The organism is Hadarchaeum sp. (SeqCode), assembly GCF_049969415.1.
Taxonomy (GTDB): Archaea; Hadarchaeota; Hadarchaeia; order Hadarchaeales; family Hadarchaeaceae; genus Hadarchaeum.
The window spans coordinates 12,129-28,784 of the sequence record NZ_JBMFOX010000002.1 but is presented as its reverse complement, the minus strand read 5'-3'; the positions used below and the strand labels follow the sequence as shown (position 1 = coordinate 28,784).

Genomic DNA, 16,656 nt, shown 5'->3' with positions numbered 1-16,656 from the left:
CTTCCCGGACTCAACGCGTCGTCACTTCGCAGCTGGTTTCGGTAACTATTACCGTGTGCTCCGCCTGCGCCACCTTGCCATTGGCCCGCTCAGCTAAGACATAATAGGGCCAGAAGGCGCCGTTTCCTACCAACTCCCTAAGGGTCAGCTCTAGACGGAGCTTTGACATGCGCTTCGCCAGCCACCTTTCGGCAAAGGGAAGTCCGTTGTAATCCCGCTTTACATCCCTCAATAGCTCACGAGACATCCGCAACCGGGTGGGAACGTCACGCAGATATCTGAAGATGTAAAGGCTCTTTTTATCCTCAACAAATCCGGCACCGTCCGTGATAAAAGGCTCAATGGCCAGAACATCGCCCGCTTTTAGAACCACTCCAGTAGTTTCCTTGACATTAGGAATGGTAAGACCCGAATGGAGGTCCCACCGGGCCAAGCTGTGCCCGGTAAGGTTACGAATAGACTTAAATCCCGCCGCCGTTGCCGTCTCCTCGACAACCCTGCCGATTTCTCCAACATCAATCCCGGGTTTAACCACGGCGATCGCGGCTTCAAGCGCCTTCTCCACTACCTGAACCATTTCTGCTTTTTCTCCGGTAGCCACGGTGAAGGCGGTATCGGCGATGTAACCGTCGACGTGAGCTCCGATATCGACCTTAACCATGTCTCCCGGTTTAATCACCGTCTCATCGTCGGCAGGAGGGCTGTAGTGGGCTGCAATCTCGTTAACCGAAACGTTGCAGGGAAAGGCCGGCTTGGCCCCTCTCTCAACAATAAGCTTCTCGGCGTTCTCAGCTATCTCAAGCAGGCTGACCCCTGGCTTGACCAGCGGCCGCACCTGTTCGCGAACTTCAGCTAGCAACTTTCCCGCCTTTCGATACTTTTCCAGCTCCTCTGGATTCAACACAATACCACCAGACGAAAGTTGTTTAATGCGCGGTACCAATTAAAACTTGGGGTACATGGAGGATACCTTCCTGACTGAGGCCCAGCAGAGGGTTCTTGAACTCAGATTGAGAGGACTCACTCAAGCAGAGATAGCCCGCAGGCTTAACACCTCCCGGGCTAATGTCAGCATCCTCGAGCGCCGGGCTAAAGAGAACATCGCGCGGGCAGAAAGGACCTTAAAACTTTTTGAAAGATTGAAGGCTCCGGTAATCGTCACCGTGAATCAAGGCGATGACATCCTTCAGCTACCAAAAAGAATTTTTGAAGCCGCCGATGCCGCCAAGATTAGGGTGAGTTTTGGCACCGCCGAAATCATCGCTAGAGTAAAGCAAGAGGCTGGGGACAAAATCCACGGCCGCTCGGTAACTAAGGCTTTTGAAGTGGCCCTGGCCTCAAACGGCGAACTCATCATCTCATAAACCGGTCGAGCCCAACCTGCCTCTCCTTCTCAAACTTAAGATCTTCCTCGCGGTAGCCGAGAACCTCCATAATTCTCATCACGGCGGGTAAAATCTGATGCCCAACGTAGTAATCTGGGTCGTACTCCTTACCCTTAAAGTCCTCAACCGGAACCGCGCGATCGCTTATGCTCCCCGGACCCTTGACCTCGATGTAGGCTATCATCATCCCGGGCTCAATCTCATGACCCAGTTTCCTGAGACGCTTGGCTGCTACCACGTGCGGACCGATTGCCTTGTAGCTCTCAATGGGCATCTTCAGCTGAGTGTAGATGATCAAATCCTCGATGTTAACACGGCCTTCATAAACATCACGAGTGATTTTCCTGATAATCTCCGCCGCCTTCTTGGGCGAACCATCAAGCAGAATTGCTTTCAACACCTCCTCCTGTGTTCTCTTGGCTATCGCCGCCCAGTCCCTGCGGACGAACTCCAGACCCTTAACGACCATGCGGCCCTCATCATCAATCATGGCGTAGCGCTTCTTGGTAATGAAAATACCGCGGGGGTAAAAGCCCTCTAACTCCAGCTCCATGATCCCGGGCAAACTCTCGTTGGCCTTCTTGAGGAAGAGCATGGCCTCATCCCGCGTTTTGCCTTTTAACTTACAGTGCAGGCTGTCGGTATCTCCGTAGATTACCTCAAGGCCAAACTCACGCGCCATCTCAATCGTCCTCTGAATATAATACCTGCCGAAGCTGGTCACGCTTTCCGCGCACTGCTTGGAATACCACCTAGCCCGCGGATAGCCGAGCATGCCATAAAAGGAATTGGCAACTATCTTCATCGCCCACTGCCGAGCGTCAAGGACCCGATACTCCTTGGAATCTCGACCGATTTTTTTAAGTTCGGCCTTCAGTTTGGTTCTCTCTTCGATGATTCGTTGCAGAATGGTCGGAATGAAGCCCCTCCTCCGCTTGCAGAAGTAGTAATCAAGCCTTGGAACCTGCTCTCGCTCGCCCGGCCGGCAGTCCTTACAGTTCAGTGTGGAGGGATCAATATTGTGGGTTACAATTATCGAAGGGTACAAGGACCGAAAATCAAAAACCACCAGGTCCTCGTGAAGCCCTTTCACCGGTTCCATCACGTATGCTCCCGCAAACGTCTCTTCCACTCTTTCCTCAAACTCCTCCCCAACGGGCCGCGGCGGTACCAGCTCGCCGATTCGGTGTGCCTCGGCGATCAGCAACCACTCTACTAGCTGCCCGGGGGTCATTCTCTGGACATCGAAAAGCGTCTGCCCCACAACACGGGTCAGACCGAGGAAAAGCGGCAGCAGTTCCAAGCCGACCTCCAGCGCGGCGTCCGCATCTGACATGGAGTACTCCAGAAATCTCCGACCTGCATCACCTCCTTTCTCCCAAGCATTAACCATATCGGAGAACTCAAAGTCCGGCTTTTCCTTGCCGGAAAAGTGGCGGTAAACATCACCCAGTGAATAATGGATCAACTTGATCGAGCCGATGGTAGCCAGAAAATCAACCATGGCAAAAACATCAACATGAATGCGACCACGAATCTTGGAGGCGGTCGCGAATCTACGTTTGCGCACAACCAACTCGGAACCATCGCGGCCCAAATCCAGCTTCACCTTCAACTGCTTGGCCCGGCTGCGAATGTAGGGCAGATCAAAAAGGTCCGTATTATATCCCAGCAGAATGTCGACATCTCGCTCCTTCACCAAATCCACAAACCTCTTTATCACCTCACGCTCACTGCCGACCACCTCAACGTAATCTGGTTTGTTATCAAAATCTTTCCAAGTGATGACCTTTCTCAAGCCGCGGTTGTCGGCTAAGCTAATCATTATTATCGGGTCCTTGTCGGGCCTGACGCTGCCGGTGGGGTTGTAAACCTCAATGTCAAAACTCATTATATTCAGCTTGGGCTCCTCCACTTGCGCTGGCCGTGGTGGCTTTTCCATCTCTATCGTCTTAACGCCGTCCTTAACTTCAACCGTACCGGTTATCTCAATGCCCGCCATTGGAGTTAGTCCACGATCAATCAGATAACGTCTCGTCGTGGGCAAATCGAACTCATATATCTCTTTAACTCCTGGCAACTCTCGAATTTTGTGCCTTAGTTTGGCTGCATCCTTGGGCTGGTAAAAAGAAACCCTTATCGCTTCAACCTCGCAACCCAGAAAGGTCCGCTTGACTATCTCGACATATTTCGGCCGTACCCGTACACCATCTTCCTCCAGTTCAATTTTTTCAATCAGCTTGCTGGTTTTATCCGGATGATCTGAAACCACGTAAAAATATTCCTCAAACGTGGTGTCAACTGCCACCACTGTTTCTGTCCCGGTTTTTACAAATAGTCTTATGTTAGGTCTCTCCTCTTCCTCGGCAAAGTCAATATCCAGCAGCAATCCCCTCATCGACACCACTGAAATCTGAGAGGCCAGAGATAAAGACTTTTCAGAAAACCCGCCTTTCCAAAAAAGTTTAAATTATGGAATGAGCTGGTATTTTCAGTGATTCGAATGCCAGTTCCTAAATATGTTGGCTCCATGAAGGGAAAGGATTTTATTAACACGCAAGATTTCACGCAGGCGGAAATCAAAAAAATTCTCGACGCTGCGGACGATCTAAAGAAAAAATTCAGAAAAAGGACCCCTACGAACTATCTGCCCGGCAGGACTCTCTTTATGATTTTCTACAACCGATCGCTCCGCACGCGCAACTCATTCGAGGCAGGAATTTACCAGCTCGGAGGACACGCGCATTTCCTCAGCCCTCAGGACCTTTACACTCCCACATTGCCTGAGGACATGGTCCCCTACGCCACGGAGGCAATATCCGACGTGGCTAGGGTTCTGAGTCGGTACGGTGACACCATCGCCATCAGGATCTACGGCGACGCTGCCAAGTGGATTATCGGGCGCGGCCACCGAGTGATACAGGAGTTCGCCAAGTGGGCAGACATCCCTGTGTTGAACATGGAGGACGACATGTATCATCCCTTCCAAGCTCTGGCCGACATACAGGCGGCGAGAGCTGTAGAGCCGAAACTGGAGGGCAAGAAGTTCGTCGTGTCCTATGCCTACTCTGGAGGCTTAAAGCCGCTCGCCGTCCCCCAGAACGAGGTCCTAATCGCCACCCAAATGGGGATGGATGTAGTGCTGGCACATCCAAAGGGCTTCGAACTCGAGGACAGCGTCATCGAGGACTGCAAGAAAAACGTGGAAAAATATGGTGGTAGCTTCGAAATCTGCTATAATATGGAGGAGGCCTTTGAGGGGGCCGACTTCGTCTATCCCAAGGCTTGGTCGCCGAAGCAGTTTGTACCGCCCTATAATAATACTGTTGATAAGGAAGGAGCTTCGGCCTATCAAGCTAAGTTCAAGAACTGGATAACCACGATGGAACTGCTGGACAAGACTAACAAAGCATACTACATGCACTGTGGTCCGGCCGATCGAGGTCAGGAAGTCACCGACGAAGTCCTCGATACCTACAAGCGCTCGCTTTACTTTGAAGAGGCCGAAAACAGATTACATGTGCAAAAAGCAGTAATGGCAATGGTAATGCCTTGAGCTAAAATTCCGGCTAGAATTTTCCGCCGCCGATCAAAGGGAAAAAGGAGATGCCCTCCTTCGCTTTGGAGAGCTTCTCCTTGACCTTTTCAATATCAGAGGCGTCCACGTAGACCCCGTCAATGATGACGGACTGGCCCTCGAAAAATCTCTGTTTTATTAGCTCCAAAGCCTCTTCTATCGTCAGCTCCTGAACTAAGTGCCCTCCCTCAAAAACTTTGATCTTGCTCATATTTCTTATGCTTTTGAAATCTCAAGGGCAGCTGCCTTAATCGCCTTGATGATATTGATGTATCCCGTGCACCTGCAGAGGTGTCCCTTCAATGCCTTCTTTATATCCTCGTCGGTGGGGTTGGGGTTCTCGTCCAACAGGGCTTTAGCCATTATTATTATGCCAGGAATGCAGAACCCGCACTGGATAGCACCGTTCTTCACAAAGGCCTCTTGAATCGGGTGCAGCTTTCCGTCCGTCGCTAGACCCTCAATGGTGGTTATCTCAGCACCATCCACAGTCACGGCCAAGGTGAGGCAGGAAAGTCTCGGCTCGTTGTTGACCAAAACGGTGCAGGCTCCGCAGTCTCCAGTTCCACAACCGTATTTAGTTCCGCACAGCCCCAGCTTGTTTCTCAACACGTTGAGAAGCAGCTCATTCGGTCTCACGGACAGTTCGCATTCCTTTCCGTTAACTTTCACCTTAATCTTTCTCTCTTCCACAGCAATCACCTCGCTCTTGCCCAAGCCTCCTGAAGCACCTTCTGAAACAGGTATTCCGCTATTTCCCTGACGTACCAGTTCTCAGGGTCGATTTCTGCCACCGCCGCCGCGCAAGCTGCCTTAACTGTGTTCCCGTCCAAGCTCTTGCCCACGAGCAGGCTTTCGGCATTTCTCACCCTTGTGGGCTTCTCTATGTCCCCACCCATCGCTATTCTGCTGTAATTGCAAACGTTTCCTTGGCGGCCGATTACCATAGCGAACTTTATCTTTCTCTTTATCTCGCCAAAGGCGGCACCGTAACTGCTGTTCGGCAGCGGTATGTGTATCTCAGTGAGCAACTCATCCGGAGCCAGCGAGGTCCTCCTGTCACCGACGAAAACCTCTTCCAGCGGCACCACCCTAGAGCCCCGCTTGCTGACGAGCTTCACCTTCGCCTCAAGCGCTAGCAGCGGGGGCGCGGCGCTGGCGGTGGGGGCCGCGTTACAGACGTTCCCCCCAATTGTGCCCATTCTCCTGATTTCAAGCTGCACGCTCTCAAAAGCCTCTCGGATCATGAAACAGTCCTTGAGCTCAGGTGCCCGCATCATCTCAAAAAAGGTGACGTTGGCGCCGACGACCACCTCGGAACCGACCCTTTTTATCGAACGCAGCTCCGGTATTTTACCCGTGTAAATCAGGTACTTGGGGCCGACCTTTTCCAATTTCATGTCGACAAGCAGGTTGGTGCCGCCGGCGAGTATCTTGGCGTCCTTTCCGTATCTGGCGAGCAAGTCCACCGCTTCGGCAACTGTCTTTGGCTCAAAGTATTCGAATTCATTCACCAATATTCTCGTGTTCACCATTCTAATTCCCTCCCTTTTCCCTCAGGGCCTTTAGAACCTTTTCCGGCGTTATCGGCATCTCCCGGATCCAAACTCCGATTGCGTTGTAAATCGCGTTGGCAACCACCGCAGGAACGGGGTTTATTGCAGCCTCTCCAATCCCCTTAGCTCCAAAAGGTCCCGTGTCCTCGTAGGTGTGGGCGAAGAACACCTGAATGTCGTCCGGGTTGGGCATGTCCTCGGCCTTCAGTATGTTGTAACCTGATAAGAGGCCCTTATTGGTCAGCTCTCCGGTCTTCCGGTTGTACTTGGTATCCTCACAGAGCACATAGCTGAGGCCACGGTAGAAGCTTCCGTGAATCTGGGCCACCGCATAGATCGGATCGATGACCGTCCCGCAGTCAGCTCCTATAACCGCACGCACCGGTTTCACCTCTCCGGTCCGCTTGTTGACCTCGACCTCAACGAAGTAGACGGTGTAAGCTGGAGGACACTGGCCCTGTCTGAGGCTGTCAACGGCGGCTATCGTTCCCCAGTTCTTGTTTCTGGCGGTCGCAGCCACCTCTTTGACGGTTATCTCCTTTCCAGGGATTCCCTCGGCGTAGACTATTCCTTGCTTGATATTTTCATCGGGCCGAATCCTCAACGCGTGGGGGTAAACTTCCAGAATCCTCGACGCGAATTCCAGCAGTTTCTGTCTCACCTGTTCGGCGACCTTTTTCAAAGCTCCCCCGCCGGCATAGACTCCTCTGGTGGCATGCAGGCAAACGTCATAAACCGAGGTGCAGGTGTCCGTAGGCGCCAGCTCCACGCAATCCAAGGGCACGCCGAGCGTCTCGGCCACTATCTTTAAGCCGGCCTCAAGCGCGCCTCCGCCCATGTCCTGAAGCGAGGCAATGACGTCAACCGTCCCGTCCTCGTTTATCTTGATCATTGCACCGGAAAAGTCGACCGCCTCACCGGCCATCGGCCCACCGGCGCTTGAGGTGTGGAAACCGCGCGCCATGCCGATGCCTCTAACGATGTCTCCCTTCTTGTCCTCTGGCCTGCCTCGGTTTTTCCATCCGATCATTTCAGACCCTTTTTTGATCAGCTCCTCAACTCCACAACTTCTAATCACCGACCTAACCGTCGGACCCTGTCCCCAGAAGACATCGCCGAGACCAACGTAGTTCTTGAGCTCAACTTCGATGGGGTCCAAGCCCAGTTTCTCCGCCACCTCGTTCATCATCGTTTGTGCGATGAAGTTCACCTGGGGATTTCCAAAGCCTTGCATCGCGCAGGCCGGTGCCTTGTTGGTATAGACGGCCTTGCCGCTGAATTTCAGGTTCGGCATCTTATAGAGAGAGACGAGCCATCCAGCGGTGCAGCCCAAGAGAGGATAGGCCTGAATGTTGTGGGCTCCGATATCAACGATGACCTCCATCTCTCCGGCCACGAGCTTGCCGTCCTTTTTGGCCCCAAGTTTGTACTTTAGAATCATTGGGTATCGGCAGTGATCGTACATATCCTCTTCACGGGTGGTGCACATCTTAATCGGTTTCTTGGCCTTCAGGGCTAGGGCCACAGTAATGGGGAGCACCGAGTTCATCTGAATGCTAGAGCCGAAAGATCCGCCCAGCGATATCTTCTTGACGTTTACCTTGTTCAACGGTATTCCGAATATCTCGCCGATGAGTATCCGACAGTTGTGGATGGTTTGAGTTGTCGTCCAGATGGTCACGCCGCCGTTTGGCTCCGGAACAACGACGGCCGACTTAGTCTCCAGCTGGGCGTGATAAACCCTGCTGGTCTTGGCCGTTCCCTCGATGACGATGTCCGCCTCACGGAAACCCTTCTCAACGTCGCCTTCGGATATTTCCACTTTCGCGGCGATGTTGTTCTTTATCTCAACAACCTTGTCCTGGATGATTATCGAATCGTGCAAGCTCGGCTTTCCCGGTTTCATTGCTGCAATCGGATCAAACACAGGCTCCAGAACCTCATACTCCACTTCAATCGCTCTAAGCGCTTTTTCGGCCTTTTCCTCCGTCTCTGCAGCAACGGCCGCGATTGCCTCGCCCACGTGGAGGGGCTTATTGGTGAGCACTGTCCGGTCCTTAAAGGTTGCTGATGGAACGCTCACAATCCGTTCATTGTACTTCACCTTGGGAACGTCTTCGAAGGTGATACAGACCGCACCCATTCCCTCGGCCCTGCTGGTGTCAATCCTCTTCACCCTAGCATGCGGGTAGGGGCTTCTCAGAATTCTGCCATAAAGCATTCCTGGGACAACCACATCACAGGTGAATTTCTCCTGCCCCGTGGCCTTGGGAATCGCGTCCTTCCTGATAGACGGTTTGCCTACAGTATAGTATCGGGTTGCCAAATTTTCACCTTTTTAATTTTTCCTCCTAAATTTTACTTTTCTCCCGTTTCTTAACCATAACTTCCTCCTAAAAACTTTTTTGGTGACGTTCTTCGAGCCATGATTCCTCAAATTCAATCGTTCAGCACGGGGCGGAATCTAATTTAAAAATTATCGACTAGATGGCCCTGATCTCCTGCCTCATGAACTTCACATAGGAAAAGGCGAAGATGATAAACGTAACCGCGACCAGGGTCGTTATGTGCGACCAGACCAGCAGCAAGCTCTGGTCCAACGGCAGCGGGGTGGCGATCATCCCGTACAACTTCTCAATCGACACTGGGCCTAGGATTCTCACGGTGGGGCTGAGCAGCACGTAGGCGGCTTCAAGGAAGATGTAGTTCGGTGAAAAGTACAGCAGCGTTAGGCTGTTGAGCGGGGAGGCGATCATGTAGATGAAAAAGCTGAAGAAAAGCCAGACGGCAACCGAAGCCAGCGCCGAGGTCCCCTCCCTTCTGAAGATCACCGAAAACAGTAGTCCCAGGGAGACCCAGATGGAGAGGTAAACGACACTGACGAGGAGGAAGATCAGGATTCGGCCTATCTCCTCAAAGGTCGGCAGGGTACTCCAAGCCCGAATGGCAAAACCAATCTCAATGAAGATCACGCCGACTAGGGTGATGGCGATGGTAGCCACGCCCGCCAGAAACTTGGCGTTGATCACGGAATCCCGGTGCACGGGCTGGGAAAGGACATTGCCCAGCGTGCCACTGGAGATCTCCCGGTTAATCGTGTCGAAAGTGAAGATGAAGCCCAACAGCGGGGCGATGTAGATGACCACCCAGAGGAACGAGGGCAGCCCCTGCGCGCCGATGACGAAGAGCTGCAGAAACACGTTTTCACCCAAGGTCCTCTGCAGCCCCAAGTTCTGAACCGCTCCGTAGGTCATGAAAATACCCAGCGCGTAGATGATGAAAAACAGCAACCAGAACCTCTTGCTTCCTAGGTTATCGGAAAGCTCCTTGATGAAGATCTCGCGGGTCCCGACCATCATCTCTCCCCCAGATAACCCAGATAAATCTCCTCAAGAGACCTCTCCCGCGCCCGCAGACTGATGGGAACAGCCCTGTTGCTTAGAAAGACCTCCATGATGGCCTGCCTAATGTCCTTCTCCGACCTGACCGTGATAACCTTGCCAGACCGATCGACACCCTTTACGCCGTGCAGCGAGGACAGGTCGTGGACGAGCTTCGGAGGGATGTCGTCGGCCTCGATGTCGATCACCCAGTCCTCCTTAGTCATCGTCCTCAGCTCCTCGATGGTGCCAAGCGCAAACATTTTGCCTCTAAGCATTATACCGATGCGGTCACAGGTGTGCTGGACATCCGCGAGCATGTGGGAGAGCAGAAGCACGGTTGTCCCCCCCTCCTTGCTGATGCGCTTCATTAACTCAAGCAACTCATTTTTCCCCTCCGGGTCGAGCCCCTGGGTCGGCTCGTCGAAGATGGCCACCTTAGGTTTCTTGACCAGCACCCCCGCGATGCCCACCCTCTGCCTCATCCCACGAGACAGCTTCCCCACTTTGACATCAGCATAACCGGTGGCCCCAACGCTTGTCAAGGCTTCCTGGATGCGCTTGCGCGCTTCCTCCTCCGGTATCCGGTTCAGCTTGGTGATGTACCTTAGATTCTGTTCCGGAGTCAAATCCTCGTAGAGGCCCGTCCTCTCGGCCAGATAACCAGTGATGCTCTTGACCTTCAGCGGTTCCCTGAACGGGTCGTGAGCGAAGACCCGGCAGGTCCCGGCCGACGGCTCGGTGAGTCCCAGCAGCATCAGCACGGTTGTGGTCTTGCCGGCCCCGTTGGGTCCCAACAGCCCGAAGAGTTCACCTGCTCTAATCGACAGGTTCAACCGGTCAACCGCGACAAAGTCATTGTACCTCTTGGTCAGGTCGTGGGTCTCTATGGCCAAGGTCTGGTCCATATGACTACCTTCTGCCCAAGCGCCAGAATATGAAGACCAACCCCAACACGACGATGATGATTATGACCAAACCCACGATTCCCCAGACTATCGAGCCCAAAACGGTGACCCTGAGTTCAATGGTTTTGGAGACCGAGTTGCTGCCGCTGGTGGATGCGGTAATCCGGAGGCTGTAGTCACCAGGTATCGCGTCAGCGGGAGGCTTTATGCTCACCACCACCTGAGCCGAGGAGCCGGGAAGAATAGACGAAATCTGATCGGGATCGAACTTTATCTCCCAGCCGCTGGGGCCGCTGGACCTAAAGCCCATCTTCTCCAGCGTCCCCGAGCCCGTGTTGCTGACCACTAGGGTAACGGTGCTAACCTCCCCCTGCGGAGCGCTCAGATTCAAGAGACCATCAGAGGTGGACAGGTCCATGGTGTAAGTTCCGGTAATTATCGCCTTTAGATCCAAGGACTGACTGTAGGCGCCCGACGTTGCCAAAACCGTGATTGGATACTCACCCGCATCGGCGGTCGACGCCGGAGTAACGGTTATCCTCAAGGTCTGTCTCGCCCCGGCTTTCATGTGAATCGTGCGTATAAGCGTCGACTCATACCCAGGAGAAAAGGTAACGGTCCAGTTGGCCGGTGCAATGTAGGAGAGGTCGATGTCCCGCTCCTCCCCGGTTTCATTCACCAGATCAACCGAGAACTGAAAGCTCTTCCCCGCCGGCCCCTCGATAGATGGGCTGGTGGTGCTGAGGGTAAGGCCCAGCGGTGAAACCTCGGCTACATCAACTACGATGCTCAGCGAATCGATTATGTTGCCCGAACTATCCAACGCATTAATCACCACTGTGTAGGAACCAAGGCTCACCCCTGTGGGCTGGGTTATCGTAAGAGAGATGGGTTGATTTTCAAAAGGCGCTAATGTAACCATCTTGACCAAGTAACCGCCACTCTTCAAGTTCGCCTGCCAACCCTCCGGAGCCGCGACCTGCAGGCTGAGCGTCTGATAATCAGCGCTGAGATTGTTTACGTTCACCGTCAGTTGGATGTTCTGGCCAGGATTGACCTCGATCCTAGGGAAAGATGTTGTGATCTTAACCCCTTCTGAGGTAGCAACGGATGTTGAGCTTAAAGCTAGGATAAGAATTAGCGCCGATACCAAAATCACCGGCACTCTAAAGGATATTTTCAGACCCACCACCTTTTCATTACTTGGTATAAACATTATATTTAAGTTTTTATCTGGAAGATTCAGGCTACGCAGGTTTTATAATAAAAACATTGTCAACTTTTGGACAAACTAGGCCACAAATCTACTTTTTCGCGTATTTTTCCCAGCCGTTTTTCGCGATTTCGACTCCGGCCACTATCATGGCGATGCCCACGACGGTCAAAACAATGCCGTATACTGCCTTGCTCCAGTTGGAGGAAAGCTGCGTCCCGCTAGCGACCAGAAGGCATATCCCAACGATGAGCATGCCTAGGTTGACCCAGGCTCGCTGACACACGCGGCTGGCGCCCGCGAAAACCAAGAGTCCGCCGGCCGCTATCAGCCCCACACCAACTATCAGCGCAATCTCGGTCTGCACCGCATTCATGCCGTGGTTGATCAATATGGCGCCAATGGCAACCAAGGACAGGCCGATGACGATGGTCACGAAGTTCTTCGAGGGCGCGGAAGCCGGAGGAGGCGGTGGCAGTGTTCCAGCTTCTTGCGGCATAAAATCCAAACCCAAGCTAAAATTACCAACACCTGCTAAATACGTTTATCTTTTTAGCAAATTCAAACAAGACTTATAAAGAGTAAAGCCAAAAGTTGATCATCAGATGCTGGTGAAAGGATAAACTTAAAGATGGTTTTAACGCTCGCGATTGTGGGCATCGTTGTTGTTGTAGGTATTGACCATTTTTGATGTCGGGCTGTGTTCCAACTCGCCGACTCAAACCCCTTTCCAACCGACTCAGTCCACTCCCTCATCGACCACACCGCCAACAACCCAAAAACAAAAGTAATCGGTTATATTGAGGACAGCGCCGGTAATACCCCATCTGAAGTCACTACTCGGTTGGGCGGGCTGTCCGGGCTACTAGCAACCACGGATTCGAAGGGGTATTATTAATTTGAGGTTGCTAGTGAAGATAGAGACTTTGAGATGATACGTTTGAGGGAGAAACCTGCCGAGCAAATAATCGCTGGCTGGTACGAACGTTTTGCCGAAGAAGGCAAGTGAACGGTTGCTTGGCATAGTGGTAAGGCTGGCCGAGTTGAACGGGAAAACGATGGAAAAATAAAACTTTTTAACCTAAATCAGCCGTACATCCGCAAATCTGGCTAATGATTTCCGGCAGATTTTTTGTCAAATGAAATTTAAGACAGTTGACAACGCCCGTTGGCTGTAATAATCTTTTTTTACTTTCATCAGCTACTAGGTTGTTGGGACTACGGAGCTCATACCGATCACCTTGGCGTTGGCGGCTGCCTTCTTCTGGGCGATGGGACAGGTTCTGGGCAAGCTGGTCATGAAGGAGTTAGACCCGATAACCTTCAGCGCCATCCGTTTTTCCTCGGTGGCGTTGGCACTGCTTCCTGTCTTTTTACTGCTAAGGCCAAAAACCGCTGGCACTTGGCCGACGCTCCTCGCCGTAACTGCTGGACTGTTTGGGCTTGCGGTTGCTCTCCTGATACTATTTTACTGTATGAAGCGCGCTCCGGCGCACAAGGTCATCACCATCGGCAACGCCTCCCCGGTCTGGACCGCTCTGTTCGCCATTTTCCTAATTGGTGAAGAAATCAACCCGCTGCTGCCGCTTTCCCTAGCACTTGTCGTCGGCGGGTCTCTCCTTTTCATGCCGAGGGAAAAGGAGACCGACCAGTGGCGCTTCGCGGTGCCGCTATCAATGGTATCGGCGATTCTCTGGGGTCTGGACCTCGTGCTGAGAAAAATGGCAATCAACTTGGAGATAAATGTCCTCGCGTTTATCTGGATCTCGGTGGTTGCAGCGGCGGCGCTACTCAACTTAATTTCCCTGCTCAAGAGATCATGGAAAGGCCAGAAACTAAGTAAAAACATCCTAGCGCTCACCCTTGCTTCAACTTTTTTCAGCCATTTGGCCACCTTTCTTTTCATGTTCGCCTTAGAGGTGGAGAAGGTGAGTTCTCTGTCGCCTTTTTCCTCCGCCGTCATTCCTTTTGGTTTCCTTCTCAGCATCCTCATCATTGGGGAGAAACCGTATCTCAGGGCCGCCGTGGGGATGATAGTTGTCTTGCTCGGGGTGATTCTGGCCGCCGTCTGAACTGACAATCAGGCGCTTTAAATCTGGCTGAGTAATGTAAAAGTGGTTCAGATGCAGAAACGCTTGATGAGTGGAAAGGAATATCACATCGGCGTCGGACCAGGAGAGGTGGCTCGGTACGTTCTGCTCCCTGGCGACCCAGCAAGGGCGGAGTTGATTGCAAAGCATTTTGATGAGACCAAAGAAATTGCCTACAACCGGGAATTCCGCACCTTCACCGGCAAAGTCGACGAAACACCCACCAGCGTGACATCGACGGGAATCGGTGGCCCCTCGGCTGCCATCGCCGTCGAAGAACTGGCTAAATGCGGAGCGGACACATTCATCAGGGTCGGTACAGCTGGAGCTCTAGGCAAAAATGTGAAGGTGGGAGATATCGTCATCGCCCAAGCCGCCGTCAGGGAGGAGGGGACTTCTCAGCAGTATGTACCTCTCAGCTATCCTGCAGTGGCGGACCTTGAGGTCACCAACGCTCTGGTTGCCTCGGCGAAGGAACTGGGGGTAAGATATCGCCTAGGGGTGGTGGTCTCCAAGGACGCATTTTATGCAGAGGAGCCCGGTCGTGTCCCTCTGTCCAAACAAGCGGAGGAGCTCTGGGGGCTCTGGCGACGCGCGAGGGTGATAGCGACCGAGATGGAATGTGCAACTATTTTCACCGTAGCCGGAGTAAACGGGTGGCGCAGCGGCGGCGTGCTGGCGATAATCGGTCCAGTGGGAAAAGTTGTCCGCCCCCTGCCTGCGGTCGAGAATGCGATAAAAGTTGCCATTGGCGCCGTGAAAATCTTGGCAAGACAAAACGAAAAGAAACCATGAGGCCTAAATTCTCTTGACCTGCTTCTCAAAAATTTCTTGAACTCTTTGAATGGTGTCGGCTTCCATGGGCGACTTGTCAGGGCGCAGCCTAATTATCCTAGCAAACCGAAGCGCCATGCCGCAGGGATACTTGGAGCTGCGCTGTATCTCATTGTAGGCGATCTCAACTACTATCCTCGGCAGAACCCAGACCCTCCTCCCTTCCAGCCTGACCACAAGATTCTGCAATTCCCGGGTCATTTCCTTGATCTCATCGTCGCTCAGACCTTTGAAGGTCTTTCCAACGATCTCAAAATTTCCAGTGTTCTCATCACGCGCTGCCAAGTAGTAATCGGAGAGCCACTGATGTCTTCTCCCGTAACCAAACTCAGCGCCAACTACCACAAGATCAAGGGGTTCAAGAATGGGTTTTATCTTGAGCCAGAGCTTTCCCCTAACGCCGGGGACATACTGACTGCCCGGTTTCTTTGCCATCAGCCCCTCATGCCCTGCCCTCAAGGCCCGCACCAAGAAATCCTTACCCAGATCTGCTCTGGAAGTTCTCAGCTGCTCGGTCAGTTCGATGTTGCCGGCTATCTCTCTCAACCTCCTCCGGCGCTCCTCGCAGGGCTGGTCCACGAAGCTTAGTCCGTCGAGGTAGAGCAAGTCAAAAAGATACAGCCTGACCGGAATCTCTCTAGACATCTTCTCCACTTCCCTTTCTCGCCTGAAGCGTTGCAACAGCGATTGGAACGGTAGTGGATAGCCATCTTTGGCCACCGCGATGACCTCTCCTTCCACAATTGCCTCGGTGGCTTGAAGCTCCCGATGGACCAGATTTTTTATCTCCGGAAGGCTGCCGGTTACATCGCTCACGCGGCGGCTGAATATTCTGACCTCATTTTCCCGCTTGTGCACTTGGACCCTGGCACCATCGAGCTTGTACTCAAGGATTGTGGTTCCTCCGTGTATCTCAATCGCTTCATCGATATCTCGGGCGACTTGGGCAAGCATAGGGCTGATGGGTCTCATCGGGGTTGGGCCAACTATTTTCAGACCATCCTCACCGGACTTGGCTGCAATTCCGGCGACGATCGCAATATCGCCCACAAACATCACTGCCCTCCGCACCAAGCCGACGGGGACCCGGAAGGCCCGAGCCACGGCCAGCTCCATCAGTCCCTCCTTAAAACCGGTGCGCATCTCACCCGTGACAATCTTGACGAGGTACTTGGCCTCAAGCGGGTTGCATCGATTCAAGAGCCCCTCGAGCAACCGCTCCTTCTTCTTCCTCGCTCCGGGACCACTAAAGCTAGCAACCTTTTTCAACACTTCATTCACTTCCGCGATATGCAGAGGTTTCAGCGCAAAGATCTGCTGGCGCTTAGTTCGCGACTCAAAGAGAATTTCCGTCGCGGCACCGATGTCACCGGTCCGGCTGAAAGCAGCGGCTAACTCGCTGCCGCCAGCACCTGTTATCCGAAGGATGATATCGACGAGAGTTGCCCAGCTCACATCCAATCGCAACTGGCTCGTGTTCGGGAAGGGGCGGCCCAAGAGCATACAGGAGGCCGTCTCCAGCTCCGCGAGACTCAAACTTTTCAAGAAATCAGTGACCAGTGTGATCATCTCGCTGCGCTTGGCGGCGGCGCTAATTTTCTCACAGACCTCAGCCAGCGCTAGGAACAACATCGAACTAAATTTTGGAGACTGGAAAAAATATATCAACCTGATTCAACCGCATTAAAACCCAACAATCCACATTTTGAAAAA

The 16,656-nt window shown here is 52.9% G+C and carries 15 protein-coding genes; 4 read left to right on the top strand and 11 right to left on the bottom strand.

What is annotated here, in order from left to right:
- Window positions 1-10: 10 nt before the first annotated feature.
- On the bottom strand, window positions 11-904 hold the full coding sequence (map, locus tag ACP5PX_RS00855) for a type II methionyl aminopeptidase (RefSeq protein WP_428083031.1): 894 nt from the start codon (window positions 902-904) through the stop codon (window positions 11-13).
- Window positions 905-959: 55 nt separating this feature from the next.
- Between map and ACP5PX_RS00850 the strand changes: the two genes are divergently transcribed.
- Window positions 960-1,364 (top strand): Tfx family DNA-binding protein, encoded by a 405-nt coding sequence (locus ACP5PX_RS00850; protein ID WP_428083029.1) that lies wholly within the window; start codon window positions 960-962, stop codon window positions 1,362-1,364.
- Here the strand turns inward: ACP5PX_RS00850 and ACP5PX_RS00845 are convergent.
- On the bottom strand, window positions 1,354-3,783 hold the full coding sequence (locus tag ACP5PX_RS00845; protein WP_428083028.1) for a DNA-directed DNA polymerase: 2,430 nt from the start codon (window positions 3,781-3,783) through the stop codon (window positions 1,354-1,356). The two genes, ACP5PX_RS00850 and ACP5PX_RS00845, sit on opposite strands and share 11 nt — an antisense overlap.
- Before the next feature lie 105 nt (window positions 3,784-3,888).
- Between ACP5PX_RS00845 and ACP5PX_RS00840 the strand changes: the two genes are divergently transcribed.
- Window positions 3,889-4,941 carry an ornithine carbamoyltransferase gene (locus tag ACP5PX_RS00840; RefSeq protein WP_428083026.1) on the top strand — a complete coding sequence of 351 codons (1,053 nt, stop codon included), beginning with the start codon at window positions 3,889-3,891 and terminating at the stop codon, window positions 4,939-4,941.
- Between the two features lie 13 nt (window positions 4,942-4,954).
- Here ACP5PX_RS00840 and ACP5PX_RS00835 read toward each other — a convergent pair whose 3' ends face one another.
- The 8 genes from ACP5PX_RS00835 to ACP5PX_RS00800 form a co-directional block, all read right to left on the bottom strand.
- Complete coding sequence (locus tag ACP5PX_RS00835; protein ID WP_428083024.1) at window positions 4,955-5,173, bottom strand: hypothetical protein; 219 nt, start codon at window positions 5,171-5,173, stop codon at window positions 4,955-4,957.
- A gap of 5 nt (window positions 5,174-5,178) precedes the next feature.
- Window positions 5,179-5,655, bottom strand: coding sequence for a (2Fe-2S)-binding protein (locus ACP5PX_RS00830; RefSeq protein WP_428083022.1), 477 nt, complete (start codon window positions 5,653-5,655; stop codon window positions 5,179-5,181).
- 5 nt (window positions 5,656-5,660) lie between these two features.
- Window positions 5,661-6,497, bottom strand: a complete 837-nt coding sequence (locus ACP5PX_RS00825) for an FAD binding domain-containing protein (RefSeq protein WP_428083020.1) — start codon at window positions 6,495-6,497, stop codon at window positions 5,661-5,663.
- Window position 6,498: 1 nt separating this feature from the next.
- Complete coding sequence (locus tag ACP5PX_RS00820; RefSeq protein ID WP_428083018.1) at window positions 6,499-8,844, bottom strand: xanthine dehydrogenase family protein molybdopterin-binding subunit; 2,346 nt, start codon at window positions 8,842-8,844, stop codon at window positions 6,499-6,501.
- A 157-nt stretch (window positions 8,845-9,001) separates the two neighbouring features.
- On the bottom strand, window positions 9,002-9,877 hold the full coding sequence (locus tag ACP5PX_RS00815; RefSeq protein ID WP_428083016.1) for an ABC transporter permease: 876 nt from the start codon (window positions 9,875-9,877) through the stop codon (window positions 9,002-9,004).
- On the bottom strand, window positions 9,874-10,806 hold the full coding sequence (locus ACP5PX_RS00810; protein WP_428083014.1) for an ABC transporter ATP-binding protein: 933 nt from the start codon (window positions 10,804-10,806) through the stop codon (window positions 9,874-9,876). The genes ACP5PX_RS00815 and ACP5PX_RS00810 overlap by 4 nt, the downstream gene beginning before the upstream one ends.
- A 4-nt stretch (window positions 10,807-10,810) precedes the next feature.
- A complete protein-coding gene (locus ACP5PX_RS00805) occupies window positions 10,811-11,995 on the bottom strand; it encodes an NEW3 domain-containing protein (RefSeq protein WP_428083012.1) in 1,185 nt (394 codons plus the stop codon).
- Window positions 11,996-12,110: 115 nt separating this feature from the next.
- Window positions 12,111-12,518: a hypothetical protein gene (locus ACP5PX_RS00800; RefSeq protein WP_428083010.1), complete on the bottom strand. Its 408-nt coding sequence runs from the start codon at window positions 12,516-12,518 to the stop codon at window positions 12,111-12,113.
- A 742-nt stretch (window positions 12,519-13,260) separates the two neighbouring features.
- Between ACP5PX_RS00800 and ACP5PX_RS00795 the strand changes: the two genes are divergently transcribed.
- On the top strand, window positions 13,261-14,091 hold the full coding sequence (locus tag ACP5PX_RS00795) for a DMT family transporter (RefSeq protein WP_428083008.1): 831 nt from the start codon (window positions 13,261-13,263) through the stop codon (window positions 14,089-14,091).
- A 51-nt stretch (window positions 14,092-14,142) separates the two neighbouring features.
- Complete coding sequence (gene udp / locus ACP5PX_RS00790; protein ID WP_428083006.1) at window positions 14,143-14,904, top strand: uridine phosphorylase; 762 nt, start codon at window positions 14,143-14,145, stop codon at window positions 14,902-14,904.
- Window positions 14,905-14,907: 3 nt separating this feature from the next.
- On the opposite strand, the gene ACP5PX_RS00785 is transcribed toward udp, so the two are convergent.
- Window positions 14,908-16,572, bottom strand: a complete 1,665-nt coding sequence (locus ACP5PX_RS00785) for an ATP-dependent DNA ligase (RefSeq protein WP_428083004.1) — start codon at window positions 16,570-16,572, stop codon at window positions 14,908-14,910.
- Window positions 16,573-16,656 lie beyond the last annotated feature (84 nt).

Excerpts from the sequence above, each read along its gene's own strand:
- ACP5PX_RS00850 (WP_428083029.1), top strand. The coding sequence starts at position 960 with ATGGAGGATACCTTCCTGACTGAGGCCCAGCAGAGGGTTCTTGAACTC.
- ACP5PX_RS00845 (WP_428083028.1), bottom strand. The coding sequence starts at position 3,783 with ATGAGGGGATTGCTGCTGGATATTGACTTTGCCGAGGAAGAGGAGAGA.
- ACP5PX_RS00840 (WP_428083026.1), top strand. The coding sequence starts at position 3,889 with ATGCCAGTTCCTAAATATGTTGGCTCCATGAAGGGAAAGGATTTTATT.
- ACP5PX_RS00835 (WP_428083024.1), bottom strand. The coding sequence starts at position 5,173 with ATGAGCAAGATCAAAGTTTTTGAGGGAGGGCACTTAGTTCAGGAGCTG.
- ACP5PX_RS00825 (WP_428083020.1), bottom strand. The coding sequence starts at position 6,497 with ATGGTGAACACGAGAATATTGGTGAATGAATTCGAATACTTTGAGCCA.
- ACP5PX_RS00815 (WP_428083016.1), bottom strand. The coding sequence starts at position 9,877 with ATGATGGTCGGGACCCGCGAGATCTTCATCAAGGAGCTTTCCGATAAC.
- ACP5PX_RS00810 (WP_428083014.1), bottom strand. The coding sequence starts at position 10,806 with ATGGACCAGACCTTGGCCATAGAGACCCACGACCTGACCAAGAGGTAC.
- ACP5PX_RS00800 (WP_428083010.1), bottom strand. The coding sequence starts at position 12,518 with ATGCCGCAAGAAGCTGGAACACTGCCACCGCCTCCTCCGGCTTCCGCG.
- udp (WP_428083006.1), top strand. The coding sequence starts at position 14,143 with ATGCAGAAACGCTTGATGAGTGGAAAGGAATATCACATCGGCGTCGGA.